Genomic DNA, 23159 nt, shown 5'->3' with positions numbered 1-23159 from the left:
CTTCGAACAGGCCTCGTCGTGAGGACAGGATATGTCTACTGTCGTGGGGTCAGTCCAACTATAGGGCAGGATCGTCTACCGGGGTGGGGTCAGTCCAAGCATCATCAAGGAGCACGGGTATAGTTAGTTTATATCTTTCACCTTTAACTCCCCTTTATCTACCCACACGGAAAAAGTCACACTATAACTATTCCCATTTTTCATAGTGTGATCTTCTTTTATCCGTATCGCATTAATAGAAAATACATATGATTTACCTGGTTCAAAGATAAAACCGAAATTAGAGATGCATTTATTTGAATGTAATGCAGGTGCATTCCCAATAGTGAATTGTTTATCCATCATATTTTCACTATTACCAATCTCACTTACACTTAATAAAGATATGCTTTCGCCTTCAGTATCTGGCAGTGTAACACAAACACCATCGCCTACAGCACTTACATTAGCACGATGATTTTCTGGGCGAGTATCATTCATGTGGCAGGATGTTATAAATAAAACAGAAATAAATACACTTATGCTTCTCATCATATCTTCCTCTTATAAAATTGATGCTGGCAATATTTTCCTATATAGCGAAATAGTATTTTTATCTAATACTCCATGAAAGCCAGCCTGACGGCCAATTTCGATTTTCAGACCATTTACACCATATTTTTTTAATAAAAAGTAATCAGCAATAATCTGCGCTTGTTGCTCCATGCTGTATTTGCTCAATTTTTTATTCGGCTCGATTGTATATTTGTAAGTTGATGCCCAGCTAAATAAACCTCTTGTTCTAACCCACATTCCGTGCTGATGTTGCCAGACATGCGTCATTTCATGCATAAAAAAATGTTGGTTAGATTTTGAAGACAAAGAGAAATCCTTAAGGTATGTTTCTTTTCTGAAATACATTTCACCATTTGGTGTCATCCCAACAAACTTCCCTTGCAAACCGAATGGGAGATAACTCTCACAATGAACCCATACCTTATGCCATTGAATTGAACTACCGAAAACTGTCTGAGCTAGAATTTTTTCCCCTAATGTTAAGAGACGTAAAGAATTTTCCGTTTCCATAAGTAATCCTCCGTTAGAAACACAAACACGATCATAAAGAGTAAATGATAAACTCTGTGTAAAAGAAACTAAACAGGAGATATCTTTTTAGGAATCATGCCCAAAAAAACAAAAAAATCTGATTACCCTTTGCTATTTCCATAACAGCATGCTAAAGAAGCTCCTCCATATAATCAGCCCACACCTGCAACCACTTCCGGCACTCAGCATCATACTTATACAAATTATAAATCCCTTCAACGCCGCCACTTGTATGCCCCAATACGGCCTCTGCTACCTCATTTGGACACTGCAAACGAGATAACCCCGTTCGTACTGTACGACGCAGATCGTGCGGCGTCCAATGAGGTATATCAAGCATTTGGCCGCTTTCACGTAAACGCCATGAATTCTCGGTCAGATACTTCTGCTGGATTGGCTTTTTAGTCGCCTGCGAAGGAAATAGATATTTGTCGGAGGTAAGGCGTAGTACCTTAAGAAAGTCGATCGCTTGATCCGATAGCTGAACGTAGCGCTCTACCCCTGTCTTGGTTTCCCGCAGATGGATGGTGCCTTTTTCAAGATCAACATCATCCCAGGCCATGTTGCATACTTCACCTGTTCGGCACCCTGTCCAGAGCGTCAGACGCAACACGTTTTTAATCGTTGGCGTATAAGCCGAACCCGGAAGCCATTTTAGAAATTTGCCAAGCTCAGCCTCGTTCAGTACCCGTGTTCCACGACCATTTGTGAGCTTGATTCTGGTCTGTCGTAAGCTGGATTTTGCTAACAACGCCGGATTCGCAAAACTGTCATCAAAGCGCCCAAGGCCAATAGCAAACTCATAAGCGAGTGAAAGTTCCCTCAGAACATTACCAGCCTGTACGGTTGCACCTCTGGCAACAATGCCATTAATTAAATTGATAACATCCTGCCGCGTAATCTCAGCAGCATTTCGTGTTCCTAAGGTTTTAACCGCATCACCATAAAGAGTGCGACGTACCTCTGCTTGCCCTTTAGGCTTTCTGGCACCGAGAATGATCCTCCCATCCTTCGTCTTACGATCCTCAATACGCTCGGTAAGATACAACTCAACCAACCCTTCAACTGTCAGCACTGCCGCTTTCGGTTTTTGGTTCTCTTCTAGTAGGCGTTGCTTCTCATTTTTTAGCTCAGATGCCGGACAACGCCCTTCACTTCTGATTAGTTTGAGTTCTTGCAACTTCATACGAGCCATTGCGAGCGAGGTTTGCGGGAAGCTTCCAATTTTTACCTGTGACAGCTTATTGGTCACTGGGCTAGTATAGCGGTAGAAAAAGGTCTTGATACCAGAAGCTCCACAAGTCACACGCAAGCCTCGGTTCTCACCCGTATCAGCCTTGTTTTTGTCCCCAGGCTTCATCATTTCGACCGCTTTGGATGACAAAGGTTTGCCTGTTGGTTTATCCGTCATATAAGATCCATTTTATGGCTAACCACTTGATTTATTAAGGCTGTAACCCAGCTTTTCTTTCCAAGTGTAGGTTGTGAGTTTATTTAGTGCAATTATACCATAACCCACATAACAACCTACACTTTGACCTACACTTACAAGTGGGATTTGGTGATTTTTTATGAGACAACGTGATATCTAACGAGAACAACAAAATCACAATTTACTTTAAAATCAATGGAATATATAGATTATGTCACTGAATGACAACGTGAATTTAGATTCACACACCCCAATGATGCAGCAGTATCTGCGCCTCAAGGCTCAGCACCCTGAGATCCTGCTGTTCTACCGCATGGGCGACTTTTATGAGCTGTTCTATGACGATGCCAAACGCGCTTCCCAACTGCTGGATATATCGCTGACCAAACGCGGAGCTTCAGCGGGGGAGCCTATTCCCATGGCCGGCGTCCCTCACCATGCGGTCGAGAACTATCTGGCCAAACTGGTGCAGCTCGGTGAATCCGTCGCTCTGTGCGAACAAATCGGCGATCCGGCCACCAGTAAAGGCCCGGTGGAACGCAAAGTAGTGCGTATCGTCACGCCTGGCACCATCACCGACGAGGCTCTGCTGCAAGAACGTCAGGACAACCTGCTGGCGGCAATCTGGCAGGACGCACGCGGTTTTGGCTATGCCACGCTGGACATCAGCTCCGGGCGTTTCCGCGTGGCGGAACCCGCTGATATCGAAACCATGGCGGCAGAGTTGCAGCGCACCAATCCTGCCGAGCTGCTTTACCCTGAAACCTTTGAACAGATGTCGCTTATTGAACAGCGTCACGGCCTGCGTCGTCGCCCACTGTGGGAGTTTGAACCCGAGACCGCACGCCAGCAGTTGAACCTGCAGTTCGGCACCCGCGATCTGACCGGTTTCGGCGTTGAACAGGCCCATCAGGCACTGCGCGCCGCCGGTTGTCTGTTGCAATATGTTAAAGATACTCAGCGCACCTCATTACCACATATCCGTGGCATCACCATGGAGCGTCAGCAGGACGGCATTATCATGGATGCCGCCACGCGGCGTAACCTTGAGCTGACTCAGAACCTGTCTGGCGGCAGCGAAAATACCCTGGCGGCCATCCTCGACCACAGCGTGACGGCAATGGGTAGCCGTATGCTTAAGCGCTGGCTGCATATGCCAACCCGTGACATCAAAGTCTTGAATAACCGCCAGCAGGCGATCGGCTCCCTGCAGGATCTGTATACCGATCTGCAGCCTTCGCTGCGTCAGGTGGGCGATCTGGAACGCATATTGGCCCGTCTGGCATTACGCAGTGCCCGTCCACGCGATCTGGCTCGTATGCGTCATGCTTTCCAACAGTTGCCGGATATCCACGCGTTACTCAAAGGGGTAGAAACCCCGTATGTGCAACAGCTGCTGTCGCAGGTCGGTCAGTTTGATGAACTGCAGGATTTGCTGGAACGCGCAGTGGTTGAAGCACCGCCGGTGCTGGTGCGTGACGGCGGCGTTATCGCACCCGGCTACAATAGCGAGCTGGATGAATGGCGCGCACTGGCCGATGGTGCCACCGACTACCTCGACCGTCTTGAGATCCGCGAACGTGAAAAGCTGGGGCTGGATACGCTGAAGGTCGGCTTCAATGGCGTGCATGGTTATTACATTCAGGTCAGCCGTGGGCAGAGCCACCTGGTACCGATCCACTACGTGCGCCGCCAGACGCTGAAAAATGCCGAACGCTACATCATTCCCGAATTAAAAGAGTATGAAGACAAGGTACTGACTTCAAAAGGGAAAGCGTTGGCAATCGAGAAGGGTCTGTACGAAGAGTTGTTCGACTTGCTGTTGCCGCACCTGGGCGATCTACAGCAAAGCGCTGCTGCATTGGCCGAACTGGACGTGCTGGCCAACCTGGCTGAACGAGCCGAAACGCTCCACTACGCCTGCCCAACCATCAGCGAACAACCCGGTGTACGCATCACTGAGGGTCGCCATCCGGTGGTCGAACAGGTGCTGAGCGAGCCGTTTATTTCCAACCCACTATCGCTGTCGCCTCAGCGGCGAATGTTGATCATTACCGGCCCTAACATGGGTGGTAAAAGTACCTATATGCGCCAAACGGCACTGATCGTGCTGATGGCACACATCGGCAGCTACGTGCCAGCGAGCAAGGCGATCATCGGCCCGGTAGACCGCATCTTTACCCGAGTAGGCGCGGCGGACGATCTGGCCTCTGGCCGCTCTACCTTTATGGTAGAAATGACCGAAACCGCCAATATCCTGCACAACGCCACCGAAAATAGCCTGGTACTGATGGATGAAGTTGGCCGCGGTACCTCAACCTACGACGGTCTGTCCCTGGCCTGGGCCTGCGCCGAGAACCTGGCCAGCCGCATTAAAGCCATGACGCTGTTTGCTACCCATTACTTTGAGCTGACCACCCTGCCGGAGAAAATGGAAGGTGTGGTGAACGTGCATCTGGACGCGCTGGAGCACGGCGACACTATCGCCTTTATGCATAGCGTACAGGACGGAGCCGCCAGCAAGAGCTATGGCCTGGCGGTTGCGGCACTCGCCGGTGTGCCACGTGAGGTGATCAAACGTGCGCGTCAAAAACTGCGCGAGCTGGAAGCGATATCCAGCCATACCGCGACGGGTACCGTTGATGCCACCCAGATGACGCTGCTGAATGAGGAAACCTCACCGGCGGTTGAAGCGCTCGAGGCGCTAGATCCGGATTCACTGTCACCTCGTCAGGCGCTGGAGTGGATTTACCGCCTGAAGAATATGGTCTGACCCTTCGCAGATTGCAGGCATAAAAAAACGGCGAGCATGGTGCTCACCGTTTTTATTTTGATGCGATTCAACTGCCTGGGTTACTCGCGGAACAGTGCCTCAATGCTCAGGCCCTGCATTTGCAGAATTTCACGCAGACGGCGTAAACCTTCAACCTGGATCTGACGTACTCGCTCGCGAGTCAGGCCAATTTCACGACCCACATCTTCAAGCGTTGCCGATTCGTAGCCCAACAGGCCAAAGCGACGCGCCAGTACTTCACGCTGTTTGGCGTTCAGTTCGAACAACCACTTAACGATGCTCTGTTTCATGTCATCGTCTTGCGTGGTGTCTTCCGGTCCGTTGTCTTTCTCGTCGGCCAGAATGTCCAGTAAGGCTTTCTCCGAATCCCCACCCAACGGCGTATCGACAGAAGTGATACGTTCGTTCAGGCGCAGCATACGGCTGACATCATCGACCGGCTTGTCGAGTTGCTCTGCAATCTCTTCAGCGCTCGGTTCATGATCCAGTTTATGAGAAAGCTCGCGCGCGGTGCGCAAATAGACATTAAGTTCTTTGACTATGTGGATAGGCAAGCGAATGGTACGGGTTTGGTTCATGATCGCCCGTTCAATCGTCTGCCGGATCCACCAGGTTGCGTAAGTCGAGAAACGGAAACCGCGTTCTGGGTCAAACTTTTCCACTGCGCGGATCAGGCCGAGGTTACCCTCTTCAATCAGATCCAGCAGCGCCAGGCCGCGATTGCTGTAACGGCGGGCGATTTTCACCACCAGCCGCAGGTTACTTTCAATCATTCGGCGGCGGGACGGCACGTCACCGCGCAGTGCACGCCGCGCAAAATAAACTTCTTCCTCTGCGGTCAGCAGCGGAGAATAACCGATTTCGCCAAGATAGAGCTGCGTCGCATCCAATACGCGTTGGGTCACGCCTTGTGACAACAACTCTTCTTCCGCTAGATCACTCTCACTGGCCTCTTCTTCAACCAGTGCTTTTTCGTCGAATGATTCCGCTTCCGTTGCGTTCTCGTCGAAATCCGCATCGTCATGTAACTCGTTAACTTTCAGCGTATTTTGGCTCATAGCTGCTCCTACCCGTGATACCGCGAGCAGAATACAGCGTATTCTGCCCAATCTATCGCTGCGGAAGATAACGCAGCGGGTTTACGGATTTCCCCTTGTAACGAATTTCAAAATGCAAACGTACTGAACTGGTTCCGGTGCTACCCATGGTGGCTATTTTTTGACCCGCCTTCACTTCTTGTTGTTCCCGGACCAGCATTGTGTCGTTGTGAGCGTAGGCGCTCAGGTAATCATCATTGTGTTTGATGATGATTAGATTACCGTAACCCCGTAAAGCGTTGCCTGCGTACACTACACGACCATCGGCGGTAGCGAAGATAGGTTGCCCACGAGTCCCGGCGATATCGACACCTTTATTCCCACCTTCTGATGAGGAAAAGTTATCAATAATCTTACCGTCAGTTGGCCATCTCCAGGTACTTACTGGGGCGCTGTTGCTGACGGTGCTGCTCACTGGTGGAGCAACGACCGGTGCGGTAACAGGTGCCGTTGCGGTAGTTGCCGCCACTGCGCCTGCTGCAGGTAACATCTTACCTACATTCTGTTTACCCGAATTATCAGAATACGCGTTAGTTGATGGAGAATCAACCGTTGCAGTTTGTATCTGAGAGGTCGATGGTGGCTTAGGAACACCGCCGCTGGTCGCATCTGTTGCCGCCAGCATACCGCCGTTTCCGTTGGCGGAACCATTACCAAGCTGAATGTTTTGACCCACATTCAGGCTGTATGGCTCAGGGATATTATTGCGCTGGGCCAGGTCACGGTAATCGTTTCCGGTGATCCAGGCGATGTAAAACAGCGTATCTCCGCGTTTTACCGTGTAGGTATTGCCGCTGTAGCTCCCTTTGGGGATCGAAGTGTAACTGCGGTTGTAAACAATATGCCCTTCAGCGTTAGCCTGTGCTCCAGCATTGCTGGATGCGGCAGCTCCGCCACCGCCCACACTACTAATAGGGGCCGATGTCGATTCAGTGTTCGTACAACCTGCCAACCACAAACTTACCATCGTACACACCGCAACCCGGCGTAATGTAATCATTGGGCTTCCCGTGCTCATGCTTCCCCCATGACAGCAATATCAGCGATATATCCAAATACCCTTTACATGGTAGCTGAGCTTTTAACATTCTCTCGATTTCTACCCTGAAAGGTGCCCACAGCCGATCCCTGAACGTCAGGAAATCTCATGCCGGAGCCTCAAAACAGCGCGCCAATGCTAACCACATTAGCGCTGCTGCACCATAAGACAACTACGCAGAAAGGCAATTGTATTGAAAATTAGTTTTATTGAAACGTTAAAACCTTAACCGGAGGTGATGAAAGTGCAACAGATTTCGTTTCCTGTCGAAAATTCAGACAATCGCTAGGCCAGTTCCCCCTTAACCAGGGGAACAAAACGCACCGCTTCGACGGTATCGATAACAAATTCGCTGCCCTGACGCCGAATATACTTCAGCGTTTGGGCCTGCTCGCCGACCGGCAACACCAGAATACCACCATCGTCCAACTGCTCCATCAGCGCTGGCGGGATCTCCGGCGGAGCTGCCGTGACGATGATGGCATCAAACGGCCCTCGCGATGCCCAGCCTTGCCAACCATCACCGTGACGGGTGGAAACATTGTGAAGATCGAGTTGTTTCAGCCGGCGTTTGGCCTGCCATTGCAACCCTTTGATGCGCTCAACAGAGCAAACATGCTGTACCAAATGCGCCAAGATAGCGGTTTGATAGCCAGAACCGGTACCGATCTCCAATACCCTGGAGGTTGGCGTCAGGTTCAGCAGTTCGGTCATTCGTGCAACCATATAAGGTTGAGAGATGGTTTGGCCGGAGCCAATGGGTAACGCAGTATTCTCATAAGCCTTGTGTTCAAGTGCCTCATCAACAAAGCGTTCACGCGGCACCGCTTCGATCGCCTGTAGCAACCGTTCGTCCCGGATCCCCTGTTGACGCAGCTGCGTCAGCAATGTTTGCATACGCTTGTTCACCATTCCCCGCCAACCCCTGCTTTGGTTAACCACGTTTTTACCACGTCCTGGGCCGCATAGGCGGTTAAATCCACCTGCAGTGGCGTGATGGCCACATAACCCTGTTCTACTACAGCGAAGTCCGTGTCCGGCCCAGCATCAAACTTATCACCGGGCGGCCCAATCCAATAGAGATTTTGCCCACGCGGATCTTGTTGGCAGAACACTTTGTCAGCCGGATGGCGACTGCCGCAGCGGGTCACACGAATGCCCTTGATCTGATCCAGTGGCAAATCCGGCACGTTGATATTCAGAATTTTACCGGTTCGCAACGGTTCGCGCTGTAACGCACGCAGCACCCGGCAGGTGATCGCCGCAGCAGTCGCATAATGCTGATGGCCGTTCAGCGACACGGCCAGCGCAGGCAATCCCAAATGACGTCCTTCCATGGCAGCAGCCACGGTGCCGGAATAAATAACGTCATCGCCCAGATTGGGGCCCGCATTGATGCCAGAAACCACGATATCGGGCGCAGGCTGCATCAGGGCATTCACTCCCAGATACACGCAGTCTGTCGGCGTTCCCTGCTGGACGGCGATATCTCCATTGGGCATCGTCAGGGTGCGCAATGGAGATTCCAGCGTCAGCGCATTGGAAGAACCACTGCGGTTACGATCGGGTGCCACAACCTGCACTTCGGCGAACTCTCTCAATGCCGCCGCCAGCACCTGGATGCCTGGGGCGGTCACACCGTCGTCATTACTCAGCAATATCCGCATAAAAGATTGTCTTCTTTTTTATCTCTCAATCAGAACGCCTTTAACGCGGCCTGGCATTTAAATACTCGGAATCAACACCCAAAAGGAGGGGCTTAACCAGCAGATATTATGTTTACTCCCCCCGACATGTCCAGTCACCAAGGGAAAGACAGCTTACACCCATGACCCGATGCAGCAGATAAGACCTAAATATCATCACACAATCCTTACGAAAAGCTGACAATATGGTGATTTTTTAGTAAGATCGCGACTCGCTGATTGCAAGGTTTATCCCCTCAATGCCAACAACAAGACTAAAATATTTGGATGGTTTACGCGGTATATTTGCATTGACCGTAGCGTTAAGCCATTTTTTTGGCAGCCAATATGGCTGGCATGACTACCCATTCCAAAATGCCTATATTTCCGTTGATTTCTTTTTTATTCTCTCGGGTTTTGTACTGTCTCACGTTTACGGCCAAGCCCTATCCTCAGGCTTGATGAACGATAGGAAATTTATTTTTTATCGCTTCGCGCGTATGTACCCTTTGCACATTGTCACTATGGTCGTAGTGGGTATCATTTACCTGTTGACGCAACGTGCATTTCCTTTTGACGAGCCATTTTTTTCTGGCATCGCCAATATATTCCTTCTGCAAAATATGGGTTTTGTCAGTAACTGGAGCTGGAATGACCCTAGTTGGTCAATATCTGCTGAGTTTTGGGTTTCTGTTTTTTTAGTTCCCTGGTGTATCCGTCGAGTTAAAACCAACCAACTATTATTTATAGCTTTAATGTGCTACACCGCTTTATATACATCCTTTGGCTCGCTGATGGTCGCTCATGAAATGATGTATGGCATCGTCACCTCAGGCTTTGTCAGATGCATCGCTGGCGTCACGCTGGGGATCGCTGTTTGTCGTATGGGGCAGGGTATGGGGCAGACAGGGCTCAACCATATGCAGAAATCTATTATTGGCTGCCTTGACATGATTCTTTTCGCAGCCGTGGTGTACCTGGTTTATCAAAAAACGCCTATTGGAAAACTCAGCTTCTTACCGATCCCTCTAATTGCGTTGCTGATGTTAAGTCTGGCTACACTGAACTCATGGTTTAATAAAATTATCGGCAGTAGAATTCCAGGCTGGCTTGGTGATATCAGCTATTCTGTTTATCTGATACACACCCCCATTATTCTGGTTATGGGGTCTGTGCTCGCACCACTGAACTTACCCTTCGCAGTAAAGTTCACCGTCTTTCTCACATTGACACTAGTGCTTTCACATCTTACTCATCGTTTCTTTGAGAAACCCTGTTACGAATGGTTAAAAAAACGCTTTTCCGGTCAGGTACAGTCCAATATCAATGAGTTAAAAACTGAAAAAAAGTTTGTCACTCAGCGCTAAAACATTCGAAAAAAAACCTGCATCAGCAGGTTTTTTCATTACTCGCTAATATCCGCATCACTGCTGTCCTGCCGCATAATTTCACGCACCACACTGGTGGCGAAACTGCCGGCCGGCAACCAAAAACGCAGTTCAACGGTAGCATCATCCCACCAGTCCCACTGCATATTTTTGGGTTGTAACAACAGCGCACGGCGGGCCGGATCAACACGCTCACGCTTTAAAAGCGCCATCAGCTCCGGTTGCTCCAGTAAACACTGCTGTTCAAAATGGAGCGCTTCACCGGCGGTACCGGGTTCGCCATCGCCCGGCAAAGGAGCGGTAATCATCAATTCGCCGGCATCCAGCCGCTGTTGCAGCGCTGCCAACTCTTCCGGCTGGGCTACAAACCAACTGCCACGGCCGCTGAGCTGTAAGGCATCGCCTTCCAGCACGGTATGTTGCTGTTGATTGGCCAAACGTCGGCTGGTAATCAGGTTAAATAGCGCACTGCGGCTGGCGGAAAGATAAAAACTGCGCTTGCTGCGTTCTTTAACCCGGATCTCATCATTCGCCCAACGGCGCGCCATCACCAGGTTATTGCCGCCGCGACCAAAACGTTGGCTGCCAAAGTAGTTTGGCACGCCGCCGGTCGCAATCGCCTGCAGGCGCGGCTCGACATCCTGACGGTCAGAGATATGACGTAGAACCAGCGTGAAGGCATTGCCTTTTAGCGTGCCAATACGCATTTTGCGCAGATGGCGGGCACTGGCCAGCACTTCGCAGCCTTCCAGTGAGAACTGAGTAAAATCAGGTGTCTCTTTGCCCGGTAGATGCAGGCAGAACCATTGTTCGGTCACCGCATGACGATCTTTCAGACCCGCGTAGCTGACAGAACGGGCATGAATACCGGCAAAGCGCGCCAAATAATCGGCGACAAACTGGGTGTTACAACCGTTCTTGCGGATGTTCACCAGCACATGTTCGCCTTCGCCGTCCGGCTCAAAGCCCAGGTCTTCCACCACCACGAAATCTTCCGGGTTGGCTTTCAACACGCCAGTACTCTGCGGCTGGCCATACAGCCAAGTCAGGTTAGCCATATCCATGCGTTTATTCCTTGATCAACAAGGCGACCGCTTCACAGGCAATGCCCTCACCGCGCCCGGTAAAACCGAGCTGTTCGGTAGTGGTCGCCTTAACGTTGACGTCGTCCATATGGCACTGCAGGTCTTCCGCCAGGAAAACGCGCATTTGCGGGATATGCGGCGCCATTTTAGGGGCCTGCGCGATAATGGTGATATCCAGGTTACCCAGACGATAGCCTTTGGCGCGAATGCGTTTCCAGGCTTCGCGCAGCAGCTCACGGCTGTCGGCCCCTTTGAACGCCGGGTCGGTATCCGGGAACAGCTTGCCGATATCCCCTAACGCCGCCGCCCCCAACAGAGCATCTGTCGCCGCATGCAGCGCCACGTCACCGTCGGAGTGAGCCAGCAAACCTTTTTCATAAGGGATACGAACACCACCGATCACCAGCGGCCCTTCGCCACCAAATTTATGTACGTCAAAACCGTGACCGATACGCATGATGCGCTCCTTAATTGTCCAACTGAGTTAAATAGAAGGCCGCCAGCGCCAAATCTTCCGGGCGCGTAACTTTAATATTGTCCGAGCGTCCGCTGACCAGCAGCGGATGATAGCCACAATGCTCGAGGGCAGAGGCCTCATCGGTGACCGTCGCACAGTCATCCATCGCACGCTGCAGGCAAAGCTTAAGCAACGCCAGCGGGAACAGTTGCGGAGTTAACGCATGCCACAGATCCTGACGTTCGACGGTGTGGGAGATATCACTGCGACCAGGTTCGGCACGCTTCATGGTATCACGCACTGGCGCGGCCAAAATGCCCCCCACCTCACTGTGTTCTGTAATCGCCAGCAGGCGTTCCAGATCCTCGGCATGCAGGCAGGGTCTTGCCGCGTCGTGTACCAGCACCCATTTGGCCTCACCGGCCAGCTGCAACCCAGCCATCACCGAATCGGCGCGTTGCTGACCGCCGACGGTGACCCGCACGCGCGGATCTCGGGCAATAGGCAACTGGTGAAACTGCTGGTCATCGGGACCGATCGCCACAATCACCTGCGGAATACGCGGATGGCGCAATAGCGCATGGATCGCGTGCTCGAGAATGGTTTGATGGCCGATGGTTAAATACTGTTTCGGGCAATCCGCCTGCATACGGCTGCCGATACCGGCAGCGGGCAGGACGGCAATCACCGGTGGAAAGGTTCCTGCGGAGTGATTCATGCGTTACTTTTGTAGGTTATTTTGCGAGGAGGACGCCGCGTTGCGTCTGGATTGGTCAGGAACCAGACGATAGAAAGTCTCACCGGGCTTAATCATGCTCAGTTCATTGCGCGCACGCTCTTCGATCGCTTCCTGACCGCCGTTCAAATCGTCGATTTCGGCGAACAGCTGATCGTTACGCGCTTTCAATTTAGCATTGCTGCCCTGCTGGACCACAACGTCATCATTGACCCGCACGTAATCGTGAACACCATTTTTGCCCAGCCACAATGAATACTGTAACCAACCGAGCAATGCCAGCAATAACAGCGTAAGTTTTCCCATCTCCGCCCCCTGAAAAACCGCCTAATCATCCCACAACTTTTCGTTGGACTCCACACTGGGAACGGCATTTCACCGCCAAATTCAGAGTAGGATGAGAATTTCTTGAGTTTATAACCTAAATTCGCGCCGAAAGCGGCAAAAAAAAGCACTTTCATCCGATAAGTCACCGCTCGACCTCTCTGCATTACCACTCTCAACTCTTCTATCGGTTATGCAGCAAGAAAAACTGACTGCCCCGCCATTTCGCCAACGCTTCTGCCAGGCACTTTCAACAATTGCATATTTAACACCATTGGAAATCACACCGCCATGTAGGAGTTGTTTTTTTATTTATTGGGGGTTATTTTTATGCACTTATAGTGCATAAATAAATCCAATAAATAACTTTTAATTATCGGGGATAGTGATGTTAAAACGCTTAGTTCTGATTGGTGCCTGCCTGGCCGCCACCCTGTCTGCCTCTGCCCTGGCGGCAGAACCCACTTACGTCGTCGGCTCCGGCGGTACCTATCGTCCGTTCGAATTCGAAAACAGCAGCAAACAGCTGGAAGGCTTTGATATTGACATCATCAAGGCCGTCGCCAAGGCCGAGGGCTTTCAGGTCAAACTGGTAAATACGCCGTGGGAAGGCATCTTTGCCACGCTGAACTCCGGCGATCGCGACATCATTATTTCCGGCATCACCATTACAGACAAACGCAAGCAAATGGTGGATTTCTCTGCGCCTTACTTCCCGGCGGAGCAGACCATCGTGGTCCCCAAAGACTCTCGAGTGAACTCAATCGCCGCGCTGAAAGCGCTGAAAGTTGGCGTGGTGAATTCCAGCACTGGCGACATCGTGGTCTCCGACGTGCTGGGTAAAAACAGCACCGCCATCAAACGTTTCGACAATACCCCGCTGCTGCTGCAGGAACTGTACGAAGACGGTATCGGCGCAGCCGTGGGCGACGTTGGCGTGGCCAAGTTCTACATCAAAACCCACCCGGAAAAAGAGTTCAAACTGGTGTCAGACGCCAAATTCGAACGCCAGTATTTCGGCATTGCCGTTGCCAAAGGCAACGATGAACTACGTGCCAAGATCAACGCCGGCCTGAAGAAAATCATCGCCGACGGCACCTACGCCAAAATTTACCAGACCTGGTTTGACAGCAACGTGCCGACACTGCCTGCCGAGTGAATTAACTGACGCCTACCTGCTGATCGGCAGGCGTAACGAGCTAAGTCATATTGGGTGCGGACAGCGCACAGCCACCGGAGTGGACACGCAGTCCATGAGGATGGCGAGCACTGCCCAATCCCAAGATGACGACGCGTAGTAGCCTGAACATTTTTTAAGAAGGATCCGACCTTGAATTTCCGTTGGGAGATTATCCAGGAGTATGCCCCGCTGTTTATGGAAGGTGCCTGGATGACCATAAAATGCACCATTATCTGCGTGATACTGGGCACCACCTGGGGGCTGCTCCTGGGATTAGGCCGTCTGGCGCAAGCGCCGCATGGCATCTGGAAACCGATACTGCATTACGGCGTACAGTGGCCAGTGCGCATTTATATCAGCGCCTTCCGCGGTACACCGCTGTTCGTGCAGATCATGGTGGTGCATTTCGCCCTGGTGCCGCTGTTTATCAACCCGCGTGACGGCCTGCTGGTCACCAACGGTCTGATGAGCAGTGATTTCGCCCGTTCGCTGCGCTCCGACTACGGCGCGTTTCTCTCCTGCGTGGTGGCTATCACGCTCAACGCCGGTGCCTACGTCTCGGAAATTTTCCGCGCCGGTATTCAGTCAATCGATCGCGGTCAGATGGAAGCTTCGCGCTCGCTGGGCATGGGCTACGGCAAAACCATGCGCAAGGTGATCCTGCCGCAGGCTTTCCGTCGCATGCTGCCACCGCTGGGCAACAACGCCATTGCCATCGTCAAGGACTCCTCACTGGCCTCCGCCATCGGCCTGGCCGATTTGGCCTATGCAGCCCGGACGGTTTCCGGTGCCTATGCCACCTATTGGGAGCCCTACCTGACTATTTCGCTGGTCTATTGGGTCCTCACCTTCCTGCTTTCGCTGATGGTGCAACACATGGAAAAGAGGTTCGGGAAAAGTGATTCGCGTACATAACCTGCAAAAACAATTCGGCGAAAGCCACGTACTGCGTGGTATCTCCTGCGAGATAGCAGCCAACGAAGTGGTCTGCGTCATCGGCCCGTCCGGTTCCGGTAAAAGCACCTTTCTGCGCTGTATCAACGCGCTGGAGACGCTTTCCGGCGGTGAAATTCTGGTGAACGGGTTTGCCATTCACAGCCAGAAAACCGATATCAATAAAATGCGCGAGAGCGTGGGGATGGTATTTCAGCGCTTTAACCTGTTCCCGCATATGACGGTGCTGGAGAACATTATTATGGCACCGATGGGGGTGAAAAAACTGTCGCGCGGCGACGCTATCCTGCGTGCAGAAGCGCTGTTACGTAAAGTGGGTCTGTTGGACAAGATTGATGCCTATCCCAGCAGCCTGTCCGGCGGCCAACAACAACGGGTAGCAATCGCCCGGGCGCTGGCAATGGAGCCGAAAATCATGTTGTTCGACGAACCCACCTCAGCGCTTGATCCCGAGTTGGTCGGCGAAGTTTTGGCGGTGATGAAGTCATTGGCACACGAAGGCATGACCATGGTGGTGGTCACCCACGAGATGGGCTTTGCCCGTGAAGTGGCCGATCGGGTGCTGTTTATTGATCAGGGGATCATTCAGGAAGAAGGCACACCGCAGCAGATTTTCAGCAACCCTGCCAACCCACGCACTCAGGCTTTTCTAAGCAAAGTTTTGTAACCTTCGGCACGGCTTTGCAATGCTTCGGGCGCAGGCAACTGCGCCCACTCTCTCACCAACCGGTCAGAAAACTGAATACCAGCCAGAACAGACACAGCACGATAGCGCCGGTCAGCAACAGCGTCAGGATCAGGCGGCTGCGCAACAGCATGCTGAGCGTGATGCCAATCAGTACCGATACCGGCATCAGGGCCAGGAAGAACGGCCAGGTGTAGAGCAGGAAGAAGAGCGTGTTGGAACCGTAGACCACAAAGGGCACCGCGAACGCCAGCCAGTAGAAAACAAAGCCGCAGACGCCGCCCAGGAAAGAATAGGAGGGCTCCTCTTTCTCCTGGTTTGAGTCAATCAAGATAGGCGAGACATTTTGCATAGTGTTCCCTGGTTATTCGGCACGCTCTCCGGCGGGCTTAGCGTAAAAAGCGTATGGTACAAAACGCCACACGCTTTTCTGAATTCAGGGTTTGATAATAGCCCGACCACGCAGCACGTCTAACAATTGCGCAATCAAATTTGTTACCAATTGTTGGCCGTCAAGGTGAATATCCGGCAGTTGCGGCGCCTCGTAAACCGAGTCGATTCCGGTGAAATTACGCAGCTCTCCGGCCCGAGCTTTTTTGTACAATCCCTTCGGATCGCGCTGCTCACAAATCGCCAGCGGCGTGTCGACGAACACCTCAATAAAGCGATCTTCATCGAGCAATTCGCGCACCATCTGCCGTTCTGCCCGGTGCGGTGAAATAAACGCGGTGAGCACCACCAGCCCGGCATCCACCATCAGTTTGGACACTTCACCCACACGGCGAATATTCTCGCGCCGATCGTCGTCGGAGAATCCCAGATCGCGGCACAAACCGTGACGCACGTTATCGCCATCCAGCAAATAGGTGCTGACGCCCAGAGCATGCAGCGCCTGCTCCAGCGCACCGGCAACGGTGGATTTACCCGAGCCGGACAGCCCGGTAAACCACAACACCACGCCTTTATGGCCATTTCGGGCTTCGCGATCCACACGCGCTACCGCATGCGGATGCCAGACCACGTTGTCATCATCCGGCCCGGTTGGTCGTTGCTCTACGTCGGTCACGTTACTTGCCCCCGATAAGGTCACGTGCGCCCCAATGCGGGAAGTGTTTACGCACCAGGGCGTTCAGTTCCAGCTCGAATGCGCTGAAGTCGCCAGTGGCTGCCTGAGCGTCCTGCAAGGTTTCGCGGATCAACCCGGCGCCAACCGTAACGTTACTCAGGCGATCGATAAAGATAAATCCACCGGTGTCATGATTATGCTGATAGCTGTCCAGCACCAACGGCTCGTCGAAGGTCAGTTCCACCAGGCCAATGCCGTTCAGCGGCAAGGTGTCGGCCTGATGCTGGGCCAGCGAGTTGATTTCAACCTGGTGGCGAATGCCTTCCACCCGTGCACGAGTCTTTTTGCCAGCGACCTTGATGTCGTAGCTCTGCCCCGGTAACAGCGGCTTCTCGGCCATCCACACCACGTCAACCAGTGCGCTTTGCGCCGCCTGCAGGGTTTCCCCGGCATCGACCAGCAAATCGCCGCGGCTGATGTCCACTTCATCCTTCAGCACCAAGGTTATCGCCTCACCCGGTACCGCTTCCTGTAAATCACCATCAAAGGTGACAATACGTGCAACGGTGGATTCCACGCCGGAAGGCAACACCTTCACGCGCTGGCCCACGCGTACGACACCGGCCGATAGGGTGCCTGCATAGCCACGGAAATCCAGGTTCGGACGGTTAACATATTGTACCGGAAAACGCAGCGGTTGCGTTTCGCGCTCGCTAATCACATCCACGCTTTCCAATACCTGCAGCAACGTAGGGCCGTTGTACCAAGGCATCTGGATGCTTTCGCTGGCCACGTTATCGCCGTCCAGTGCCGACAGCGGGACAAACTTGATATCCAGATCCTTTGGCAACTGCTGAGCGAAGGTCAGATAATCCTGCTTGAACTGCTCGAATACCGACTCTTTGTAATCCACCAGATCCATCTTGTTGACCGCCACTACCAAATGGCGAATGCCCAGTAACGTGGCAATAAAGCTGTGTCGGCGGGTTTGATCCAGCACGCCTTTACGCGCGTCAATCAGCAGAATGGCCAGATCGCAGGTGGAAGCACCGGTCGCCATATTACGGGTGTACTGCTCATGCCCAGGGGTATCGGCGATAATAAATTTGCGCTTTTCAGTCGAGAAATAGCGATAGGCCACGTCAATGGTGATGCCCTGCTCGCGCTCGGCCTGCAGGCCGTCGACCAGCAATGCCAGATCGAGCTTTTCGCCCTGGGTGCCAATGCGCTTGCTGTCACTGTGCAGCGTGGACAGCTGATCTTCGTAGATCTGGCGGGTATCATGCAGCAGGCGGCCGATCAGGGTGCTTTTACCGTCATCGACGCTGCCGCAGGTCAGGAATCGTAACAGGCTTTTATGTTGCTGCGCGTACAGGTAAGACTCGACCCCGCCCTGTTCAGCGATTTGTTGTGCAATTGCGTTGTTCATCCGGCGGCTCCTTAGAAATACCCTTGACGCTTTTTCAGCTCCATCGAGCCGGACTGATCGCGGTCGATCATCCGTCCCTGGCGCTCACTGGTGGTGGATACCAACATCTCTTCGATGATTTCCGGCAGCGTTTGCGCTTCGGACTCCACCGCGCCGGTCAGCGGCCAGCAACCCAGGGTGCGGAAGCGCACCATGCGCTGGCTGATCACTTCGCCCGGCTGCAGATCAATGCGATCGTCGTCCACCATCAACAGCATGCCGTCGCGTTCTACCACCGGGCGTGGTTTCGCCAGGTACAAAGGAATGATGTCGATCTTTTCTAGGAAAATGTATTGCCAGATATCTAGCTCGGTCCAGTTCGACAGTGGGAACACACGAATGCTCTCGCCCTTATTGATCTGACCGTTGTAGTTGTGCCACAGCTCCGGGCGCTGGTTTTTCGGATCCCAACGGTGGAAGCGGTCGCGGAAAGAATAGATTCGCTCTTTGGCGCGTGATTTTTCTTCGTCACGGCGAGCGCCACCAAAGGCGGCATCAAAACCGTATTTGTTCAGCGCCTGCTTCAGGCCTTCGGTTTTCATGATATCGGTGTGCTTGGCACTGCCGTGAACGAACGGGTTGATGCCCATCGCCACGCCTTCCGGATTTTTGTGTACCAGCAGCTCAAAACCGTATTCCTTGGCGGTGCGGTCACGAAACTGGTACATCTCGCTGAATTTCCAGCCGGTATCCACATGCAGCAGAGGGAACGGCAGCGTGCCTGGGAAGAAGGCCTTACGCGCCAGGTGCAGCATCACGGAAGAGTCTTTACCGATGGAATAAAGCATCACCGGGTTGCCGAATTCAGCGGCGACTTCACGGATGATATGGATACTCTCCGCCTCCAATTGCCGCAAATGAGTGAGTCGTTTTTCGTCCATAACAGATCCTTAAGCCAAATTCACGACGGCTGGGCGTGATACCCCTTCCGCCTGCGGTTGATGCCCAAACCAGGCGATTTGGTGATGTAATTCCACCACTTCGCCGATCACCAGCAGCGCCGGTAACGGTGCCTGTTGAGCCAATTGTTCGAGTTGTTGCAACGTGCCGGTTTGCACCAGTTGATCCGCACGGGTGCCACGACTGATTACCGCCACCGGCGTTGTGGCCGCACGCCCATGAGCTATCAGGCGCTGGCTGATATCCGCCGCCTTCATGGTGCCCATGTAGATAGCCAGAGTCTGGCGCGCACGCGCCAAATCTGCCCAGTCCAGCCCATCGCCGTCGGGACGACAGTGGCCAGTGATAAAGGTAACGCTTTGTGCGTGATCGCGGTGCGTCAGCGGGATACCGGCATAGGCGGTTGCCCCGGCGGCGGCCGTTACTCCCGGTACCACCTGGAACGGAATACCCGCGGCGGCGGCCACCTGTAACTCTTCACCACCGCGGCCAAAGATAAAGGGATCGCCCCCCTTCAGCCGCACCACACGTTTGCCCTGCCGTGCCAGTTCCACCAGCAGACGATTGGTTTCTTCCTGGATCACCGAGTGTGCACCGGCGCGTTTACCCACGCAGATGCGTTCGGCATCGCGCCGAACCAAATCAAGGATTTCATCGCTGACCAGATGGTCGTACAGCACCACGTCGGCCTGCTGCATCACCTGCAGCCCTCGCAGGGTCAGTAACCCCACTTCGCCCGGCCCGGCCCCCACCAGGGCAATTTCGCCCTGAGTGCCTTCGCTGCCCTGTGCAAACTGCTCTAAGTCCTGCTCCAGTTGCCGCTGCGCCTCGGCGGTTTGGCCATTGGCCACCAGCGTTGCGAAGCGGCCGCCAAAGGTTTTTTCCCAAAAGCGGCGGCGTTCGCCAATGGCATGCAGCCGTTGCTTCACCTGACCGCGCCAGCGCCCGGCGACCTCAGCCATCTGTCCCAGACTGGCGGGCAACAAGGCCTCAAGTTTTTCACGCAGCATGCGTGCCAGCACCGGTGCCTGACCGCTGGAAGAGACGGCTACCACCAAGGGTGAACGGTCGATAATCGACGGGAAGATAAACGAACAGCGCGGCTGATCGTCCACTACGTTGGCCAGCACCCGGCGTTTATCCGCCTCGCTAAACACCTCGGCATTCAGCGCACTGTCATCGGTGGCGGCAATCACCAGGAACACCTCATCGAGTTGCTCAGCGGCAAAAGCCTGCCCCAGCCAGTAGATTTGCCCCTGCTGACGCAGTTGTTCGAGTATCGGTGAGAGTGACTGCGCAACTATCCGTATTTCAGCCCCGGCACGCAGGAGGAAGTCAACTTTGCGCGCAGCCACTTCACCGCCGCCAACGACCAACACCGGACGTTGTTTTAGGTCGGCAAATATAGGTAGATAGTCCACAACAGCCTTTTCATCTATGCAGAAGGATAGTGTGACTATACGGGCTGAGATTTAGCCTCTGAAATGACGAAAAGGAATGACTAGTTCTTTTATGGAATATAGGCCGCAGTGTCAGGGTTTGCGGCGGTTTCACGCTGGCAAGACCGCAGTCATTATCCAGACTGCTCCTGTTATCGCACTTGTCCAGCATCGGGGTTTCTCCTTCGATCCGTATGAACCTTACCTTTGGAGAAAAAACCACACTATAATCATGGCTAAATATCAATTCCCGTAAAATGCCCGGCATTTCGCAAAGTATTTTGCTCGGAACAAAGTTAGACATCATAAGTTGCACACCGTACCGAAATTTTGCCTGTGCCGCGTAAATTTAAGAGCGCTGGAAATTGTTTAATCTGCCGCCGAGTCTCATACTGAGGGCCGCAAAAAGAATCGGTATTACCGACATTAAAAAGAAGGATTTTTCGGTATGTTTTCCCGCTTTTATCTGAAGGCCGGCCTGCTGATGGCAGTGCTCGGCGGTGTTTTCAGCGCTTCTGCCGCCACACAAACCGCGAAAGATCTCCCGATGGGTAAATTCGCCGCTGACCAAATCCGTCATATCGCTACCTATTTCCCCGGCCGTATGGCAGGTAGCCCGGCCGAGTTGCTCACCGCAGACTATCTCAACCAGCAGTTCAGCAAGATGGATTATCAGAGCGATATCCGCAGCTTCAATACCCGCTATCTCTACACCACTAAAGACGGCAAAAAGAACTGGAATAATGTTACCGCCAGCTCAGTGATCGCCGCTAAAAATGGCAGCAATCCGCAGCAAATTCTGATCGTGGCGCATTTTGATACCTATACGCCACAAAGCGACGCCGATCTGGATAACAACCTCGGCGGCCTGACGCTACAGGGGGTCGATGACAATGCCTCCGGCATCGGCGTAATGCTGGAGTTGGCAGAGCGCCTGAAGAACATTCCCACGACTTACGGCCTGCGCTTTGTTGCCACCAGCGCGGAAGAGATCGGCTCATTGGGGGCGCAGAACTATCTGCAGCGCATGAGCCCGGAAGAAAAACGCAATACGGTGCTGGTGATTAACCTCGACAGCCTGATCACCGGCGATCGCCTGTATTTCAACACCGGTCGCAACACGCCACCGAAGCTGGCGAAACAAAGCCGCGATCGTGCACTGGACATTGCCCACCGCTATGGCATTGCCGCCGCCACTAACCCGGGCAGCCAGGAGCATCCGAAAGGCACCGGCTGCTGTTCCGATCAGGAAGTGTTTGATAAAGCCGCTATTCCGGTGCTGTCCGTAGAAGCCACCAACTGGTCGCTGGGCAACAAAGACGGCTATCAGCAACGTGCCGTCAGCCCACACTTCCCACAGGGCATGAGTTGGCACCGCCCACAGTACGATAATCTGCAATACTTGGAGCGTAATTTGCCAGGACGAATCGACAAGCGCAGCCGCGAGAGCGTGCAGATCCTGTTGCCGCTGATCAAAGAGCTGGCGCGAGCGCATCCGCCGAAAGCAGCAAAGAAAAAGTAATCCCCCACAGAAACACCAAGGGCCCAGCCAATGCTGAGCCTTTGGTCAGTTTAATCGGATATTAGCCTTCGTGCAGGCCGCACTCGCGCTTCAGGCCGAAGAAGCGGGTTTCTTCCTCGCTCATGCCCGGTTCCCATTTCTGCGTGGTATGGGTATCCCCGACCGACAGATAGCCTTGTTCCCACAGCGGGTGATAACTCAGGCCGTGCTCGGTCAGGTACTGATAAATCTTGCGGTTGTCCCAGTCGATAATCGGCAGGATCTTGAACACCCCGCGCTGTACCGCTAACACCGGCAGGTGAGCACGACTGCCTGATTGTTCGCGACGCAGGCCGGCAAACCATGTCTGCCCGCCGAGGGTTTCCAGCGCGCGGTTCATCGGCTCAACCTTGTTAATTTGGTTGTATTTCTCAATCCCCTCAACGCCCTGCTCCCACAGTTTGCCGTAGCGTGCCTCCTGCCAGGCAGGCGACTGCTCGGCACGGAACACCTGCAGGTTCAACTTCAGTTTGTCGGCCAACTGATCGATAAACTGATAGGTTTCCGGGAACAGATAGCCTGTATCGGTGAGGATCACCGGGATATCCGGCTTGATCCGGGTTACCAAATGCAGACACACCGCCGCCTGGATGCCAAAGCTTGAGGAGAGTACAAACTCGCCCGGCAAATGCTCCAGCGCCCATTCGACACGTTGCTCGGCAGAAAGAGTTTCCAACTGACCATTAACCACCGCCAGTGCCAACGCCTGCCCTGATTTGGGCAGCGCATTGAGCTCCGCCAGATTGAATTCAGCCATGTTGCCTGCCTCCTGATGCTTGAATC

The 23159-nt window shown here is 53.1% G+C and carries 23 protein-coding genes; 6 read left to right on the top strand and 17 right to left on the bottom strand.

Going from position 1 to position 23159, the window contains the following annotated elements:
* Positions 1-123: 123 nt before the first annotated feature.
* The 3 genes from ACUTSU_RS18670 to ACUTSU_RS18660 form a co-directional block, all read right to left on the bottom strand.
* On the bottom strand, positions 124-534 hold the full coding sequence (locus tag ACUTSU_RS18670) for a putative T6SS immunity periplasmic lipoprotein (RefSeq protein WP_445654560.1): 411 nt from the start codon (positions 532-534) through the stop codon (positions 124-126).
* Positions 535-543: 9 nt separating this feature from the next.
* Positions 544-1065 (bottom strand): type IV secretion protein Rhs, encoded by a 522-nt coding sequence (locus ACUTSU_RS18665; protein ID WP_445654559.1) that lies wholly within the window; start codon positions 1063-1065, stop codon positions 544-546.
* Between the two features lie 151 nt (positions 1066-1216).
* The gene (locus ACUTSU_RS18660) at positions 1217-2497 is read right to left on the bottom strand and encodes a tyrosine-type recombinase/integrase (protein ID WP_445654558.1); all 1281 of its coding nucleotides are present in this window, start codon (positions 2495-2497) and stop codon (positions 1217-1219) included.
* 232 nt (positions 2498-2729) lie between these two features.
* On the opposite strand from ACUTSU_RS18660, the gene mutS reads away from it, so the two are divergent.
* Entirely contained in the window at positions 2730-5291 is a 2562-nt protein-coding gene (gene mutS, locus ACUTSU_RS18655) for a DNA mismatch repair protein MutS (protein ID WP_445654557.1), read from the top strand.
* Between the two features lie 80 nt (positions 5292-5371).
* On the opposite strand, the gene rpoS is transcribed toward mutS, so the two are convergent.
* The 4 genes from rpoS to surE all read right to left on the bottom strand — a co-directional run bounded on the left by rpoS (position 5372) and on the right by surE (position 9115).
* A complete protein-coding gene (gene rpoS, locus ACUTSU_RS18650) occupies positions 5372-6370 on the bottom strand; it encodes an RNA polymerase sigma factor RpoS (protein ID WP_445651429.1) in 999 nt (332 codons plus the stop codon).
* A gap of 52 nt (positions 6371-6422) precedes the next feature.
* Entirely contained in the window at positions 6423-7409 is a 987-nt protein-coding gene (nlpD, locus tag ACUTSU_RS18645) for a murein hydrolase activator NlpD (protein ID WP_445651428.1), read from the bottom strand.
* Positions 7410-7733: 324 nt separating this feature from the next.
* Positions 7734-8360, bottom strand: a complete 627-nt coding sequence (locus ACUTSU_RS18640) for a protein-L-isoaspartate(D-aspartate) O-methyltransferase (protein ID WP_012005278.1) — start codon at positions 8358-8360, stop codon at positions 7734-7736.
* The gene (gene surE / locus ACUTSU_RS18635) at positions 8354-9115 is read right to left on the bottom strand and encodes a 5'/3'-nucleotidase SurE (protein WP_445654556.1); all 762 of its coding nucleotides are present in this window, start codon (positions 9113-9115) and stop codon (positions 8354-8356) included. Before surE ends, ACUTSU_RS18640 begins: the two co-directional genes overlap by 7 nt.
* A 278-nt stretch (positions 9116-9393) precedes the next feature.
* Between surE and ACUTSU_RS18630 the strand changes: the two genes are divergently transcribed.
* Positions 9394-10500, top strand: a complete 1107-nt coding sequence (locus ACUTSU_RS18630) for an acyltransferase family protein (protein WP_445651425.1) — start codon at positions 9394-9396, stop codon at positions 10498-10500.
* A 38-nt stretch (positions 10501-10538) separates the two neighbouring features.
* On the opposite strand, the gene truD is transcribed toward ACUTSU_RS18630, so the two are convergent.
* The 4 genes from truD to ftsB are packed head-to-tail and all read right to left on the bottom strand — an operon-like array spanning position 10539 to position 13105.
* Positions 10539-11585, bottom strand: coding sequence for a tRNA pseudouridine(13) synthase TruD (truD, locus tag ACUTSU_RS18625; RefSeq protein ID WP_445654555.1), 1047 nt, complete (start codon positions 11583-11585; stop codon positions 10539-10541).
* 4 nt (positions 11586-11589) lie between these two features.
* Entirely contained in the window at positions 11590-12063 is a 474-nt protein-coding gene (gene ispF, locus ACUTSU_RS18620; protein WP_006317702.1) for a 2-C-methyl-D-erythritol 2,4-cyclodiphosphate synthase, read from the bottom strand.
* A 10-nt stretch (positions 12064-12073) separates the two neighbouring features.
* Positions 12074-12781 (bottom strand): 2-C-methyl-D-erythritol 4-phosphate cytidylyltransferase, encoded by a 708-nt coding sequence (ispD, locus tag ACUTSU_RS18615; RefSeq protein WP_445654554.1) that lies wholly within the window; start codon positions 12779-12781, stop codon positions 12074-12076.
* A gap of 3 nt (positions 12782-12784) precedes the next feature.
* Entirely contained in the window at positions 12785-13105 is a 321-nt protein-coding gene (gene ftsB / locus ACUTSU_RS18610; RefSeq protein ID WP_445654553.1) for a cell division protein FtsB, read from the bottom strand.
* Between the two features lie 406 nt (positions 13106-13511).
* Between ftsB and ACUTSU_RS18605 the strand changes: the two genes are divergently transcribed.
* From ACUTSU_RS18605 to ACUTSU_RS18595, 3 genes are all read left to right on the top strand, one after another.
* Complete coding sequence (locus tag ACUTSU_RS18605) at positions 13512-14282, top strand: basic amino acid ABC transporter substrate-binding protein (protein WP_445651422.1); 771 nt, start codon at positions 13512-13514, stop codon at positions 14280-14282.
* A gap of 216 nt (positions 14283-14498) precedes the next feature.
* The gene (locus ACUTSU_RS18600; protein WP_445651471.1) at positions 14499-15218 is read left to right on the top strand and encodes an amino acid ABC transporter permease; all 720 of its coding nucleotides are present in this window, start codon (positions 14499-14501) and stop codon (positions 15216-15218) included.
* Positions 15202-15924 carry an amino acid ABC transporter ATP-binding protein gene (locus tag ACUTSU_RS18595; RefSeq protein WP_445651421.1) on the top strand — a complete coding sequence of 241 codons (723 nt, stop codon included), beginning with the start codon at positions 15202-15204 and terminating at the stop codon, positions 15922-15924. Before ACUTSU_RS18600 ends, ACUTSU_RS18595 begins: the two co-directional genes overlap by 17 nt.
* A 52-nt stretch (positions 15925-15976) precedes the next feature.
* On the opposite strand, the gene ACUTSU_RS18590 is transcribed toward ACUTSU_RS18595, so the two are convergent.
* The 5 genes from ACUTSU_RS18590 to cysG form a co-directional block, all read right to left on the bottom strand.
* Entirely contained in the window at positions 15977-16294 is a 318-nt protein-coding gene (locus ACUTSU_RS18590) for a DUF3561 family protein (RefSeq protein WP_445651420.1), read from the bottom strand.
* A gap of 84 nt (positions 16295-16378) precedes the next feature.
* Positions 16379-17008 (bottom strand): adenylyl-sulfate kinase, encoded by a 630-nt coding sequence (cysC, locus tag ACUTSU_RS18585; RefSeq protein WP_445651419.1) that lies wholly within the window; start codon positions 17006-17008, stop codon positions 16379-16381.
* 1 nt (position 17009) lies between these two features.
* A complete protein-coding gene (gene cysN / locus ACUTSU_RS18580) occupies positions 17010-18437 on the bottom strand; it encodes a sulfate adenylyltransferase subunit CysN (protein WP_445651418.1) in 1428 nt (475 codons plus the stop codon).
* 11 nt (positions 18438-18448) lie between these two features.
* Complete coding sequence (cysD, locus tag ACUTSU_RS18575) at positions 18449-19357, bottom strand: sulfate adenylyltransferase subunit CysD (protein WP_012005266.1); 909 nt, start codon at positions 19355-19357, stop codon at positions 18449-18451.
* A gap of 9 nt (positions 19358-19366) precedes the next feature.
* A complete protein-coding gene (gene cysG / locus ACUTSU_RS18570) occupies positions 19367-20797 on the bottom strand; it encodes a siroheme synthase CysG (protein WP_445651417.1) in 1431 nt (476 codons plus the stop codon).
* 466 nt (positions 20798-21263) lie between these two features.
* Here cysG and ACUTSU_RS18565 point away from each other — a divergent pair, with 466 nt between their 5' ends.
* Positions 21264-22337, top strand: a complete 1074-nt coding sequence (locus ACUTSU_RS18565) for an aminopeptidase (protein ID WP_445654552.1) — start codon at positions 21264-21266, stop codon at positions 22335-22337.
* 61 nt (positions 22338-22398) lie between these two features.
* On the opposite strand, the gene ACUTSU_RS18560 is transcribed toward ACUTSU_RS18565, so the two are convergent.
* Complete coding sequence (locus tag ACUTSU_RS18560; protein WP_017891640.1) at positions 22399-23133, bottom strand: phosphoadenylyl-sulfate reductase; 735 nt, start codon at positions 23131-23133, stop codon at positions 22399-22401.
* Between the last annotated feature and the right edge of the window lie 26 nt (positions 23134-23159).

The sequence above is a fragment of the Serratia sp. NA_13 genome (assembly GCF_052691735.1).
The sequence above is the reverse complement of the archived record's forward strand: the minus strand, read 5'-3'. Positions and strand labels throughout refer to the sequence as shown.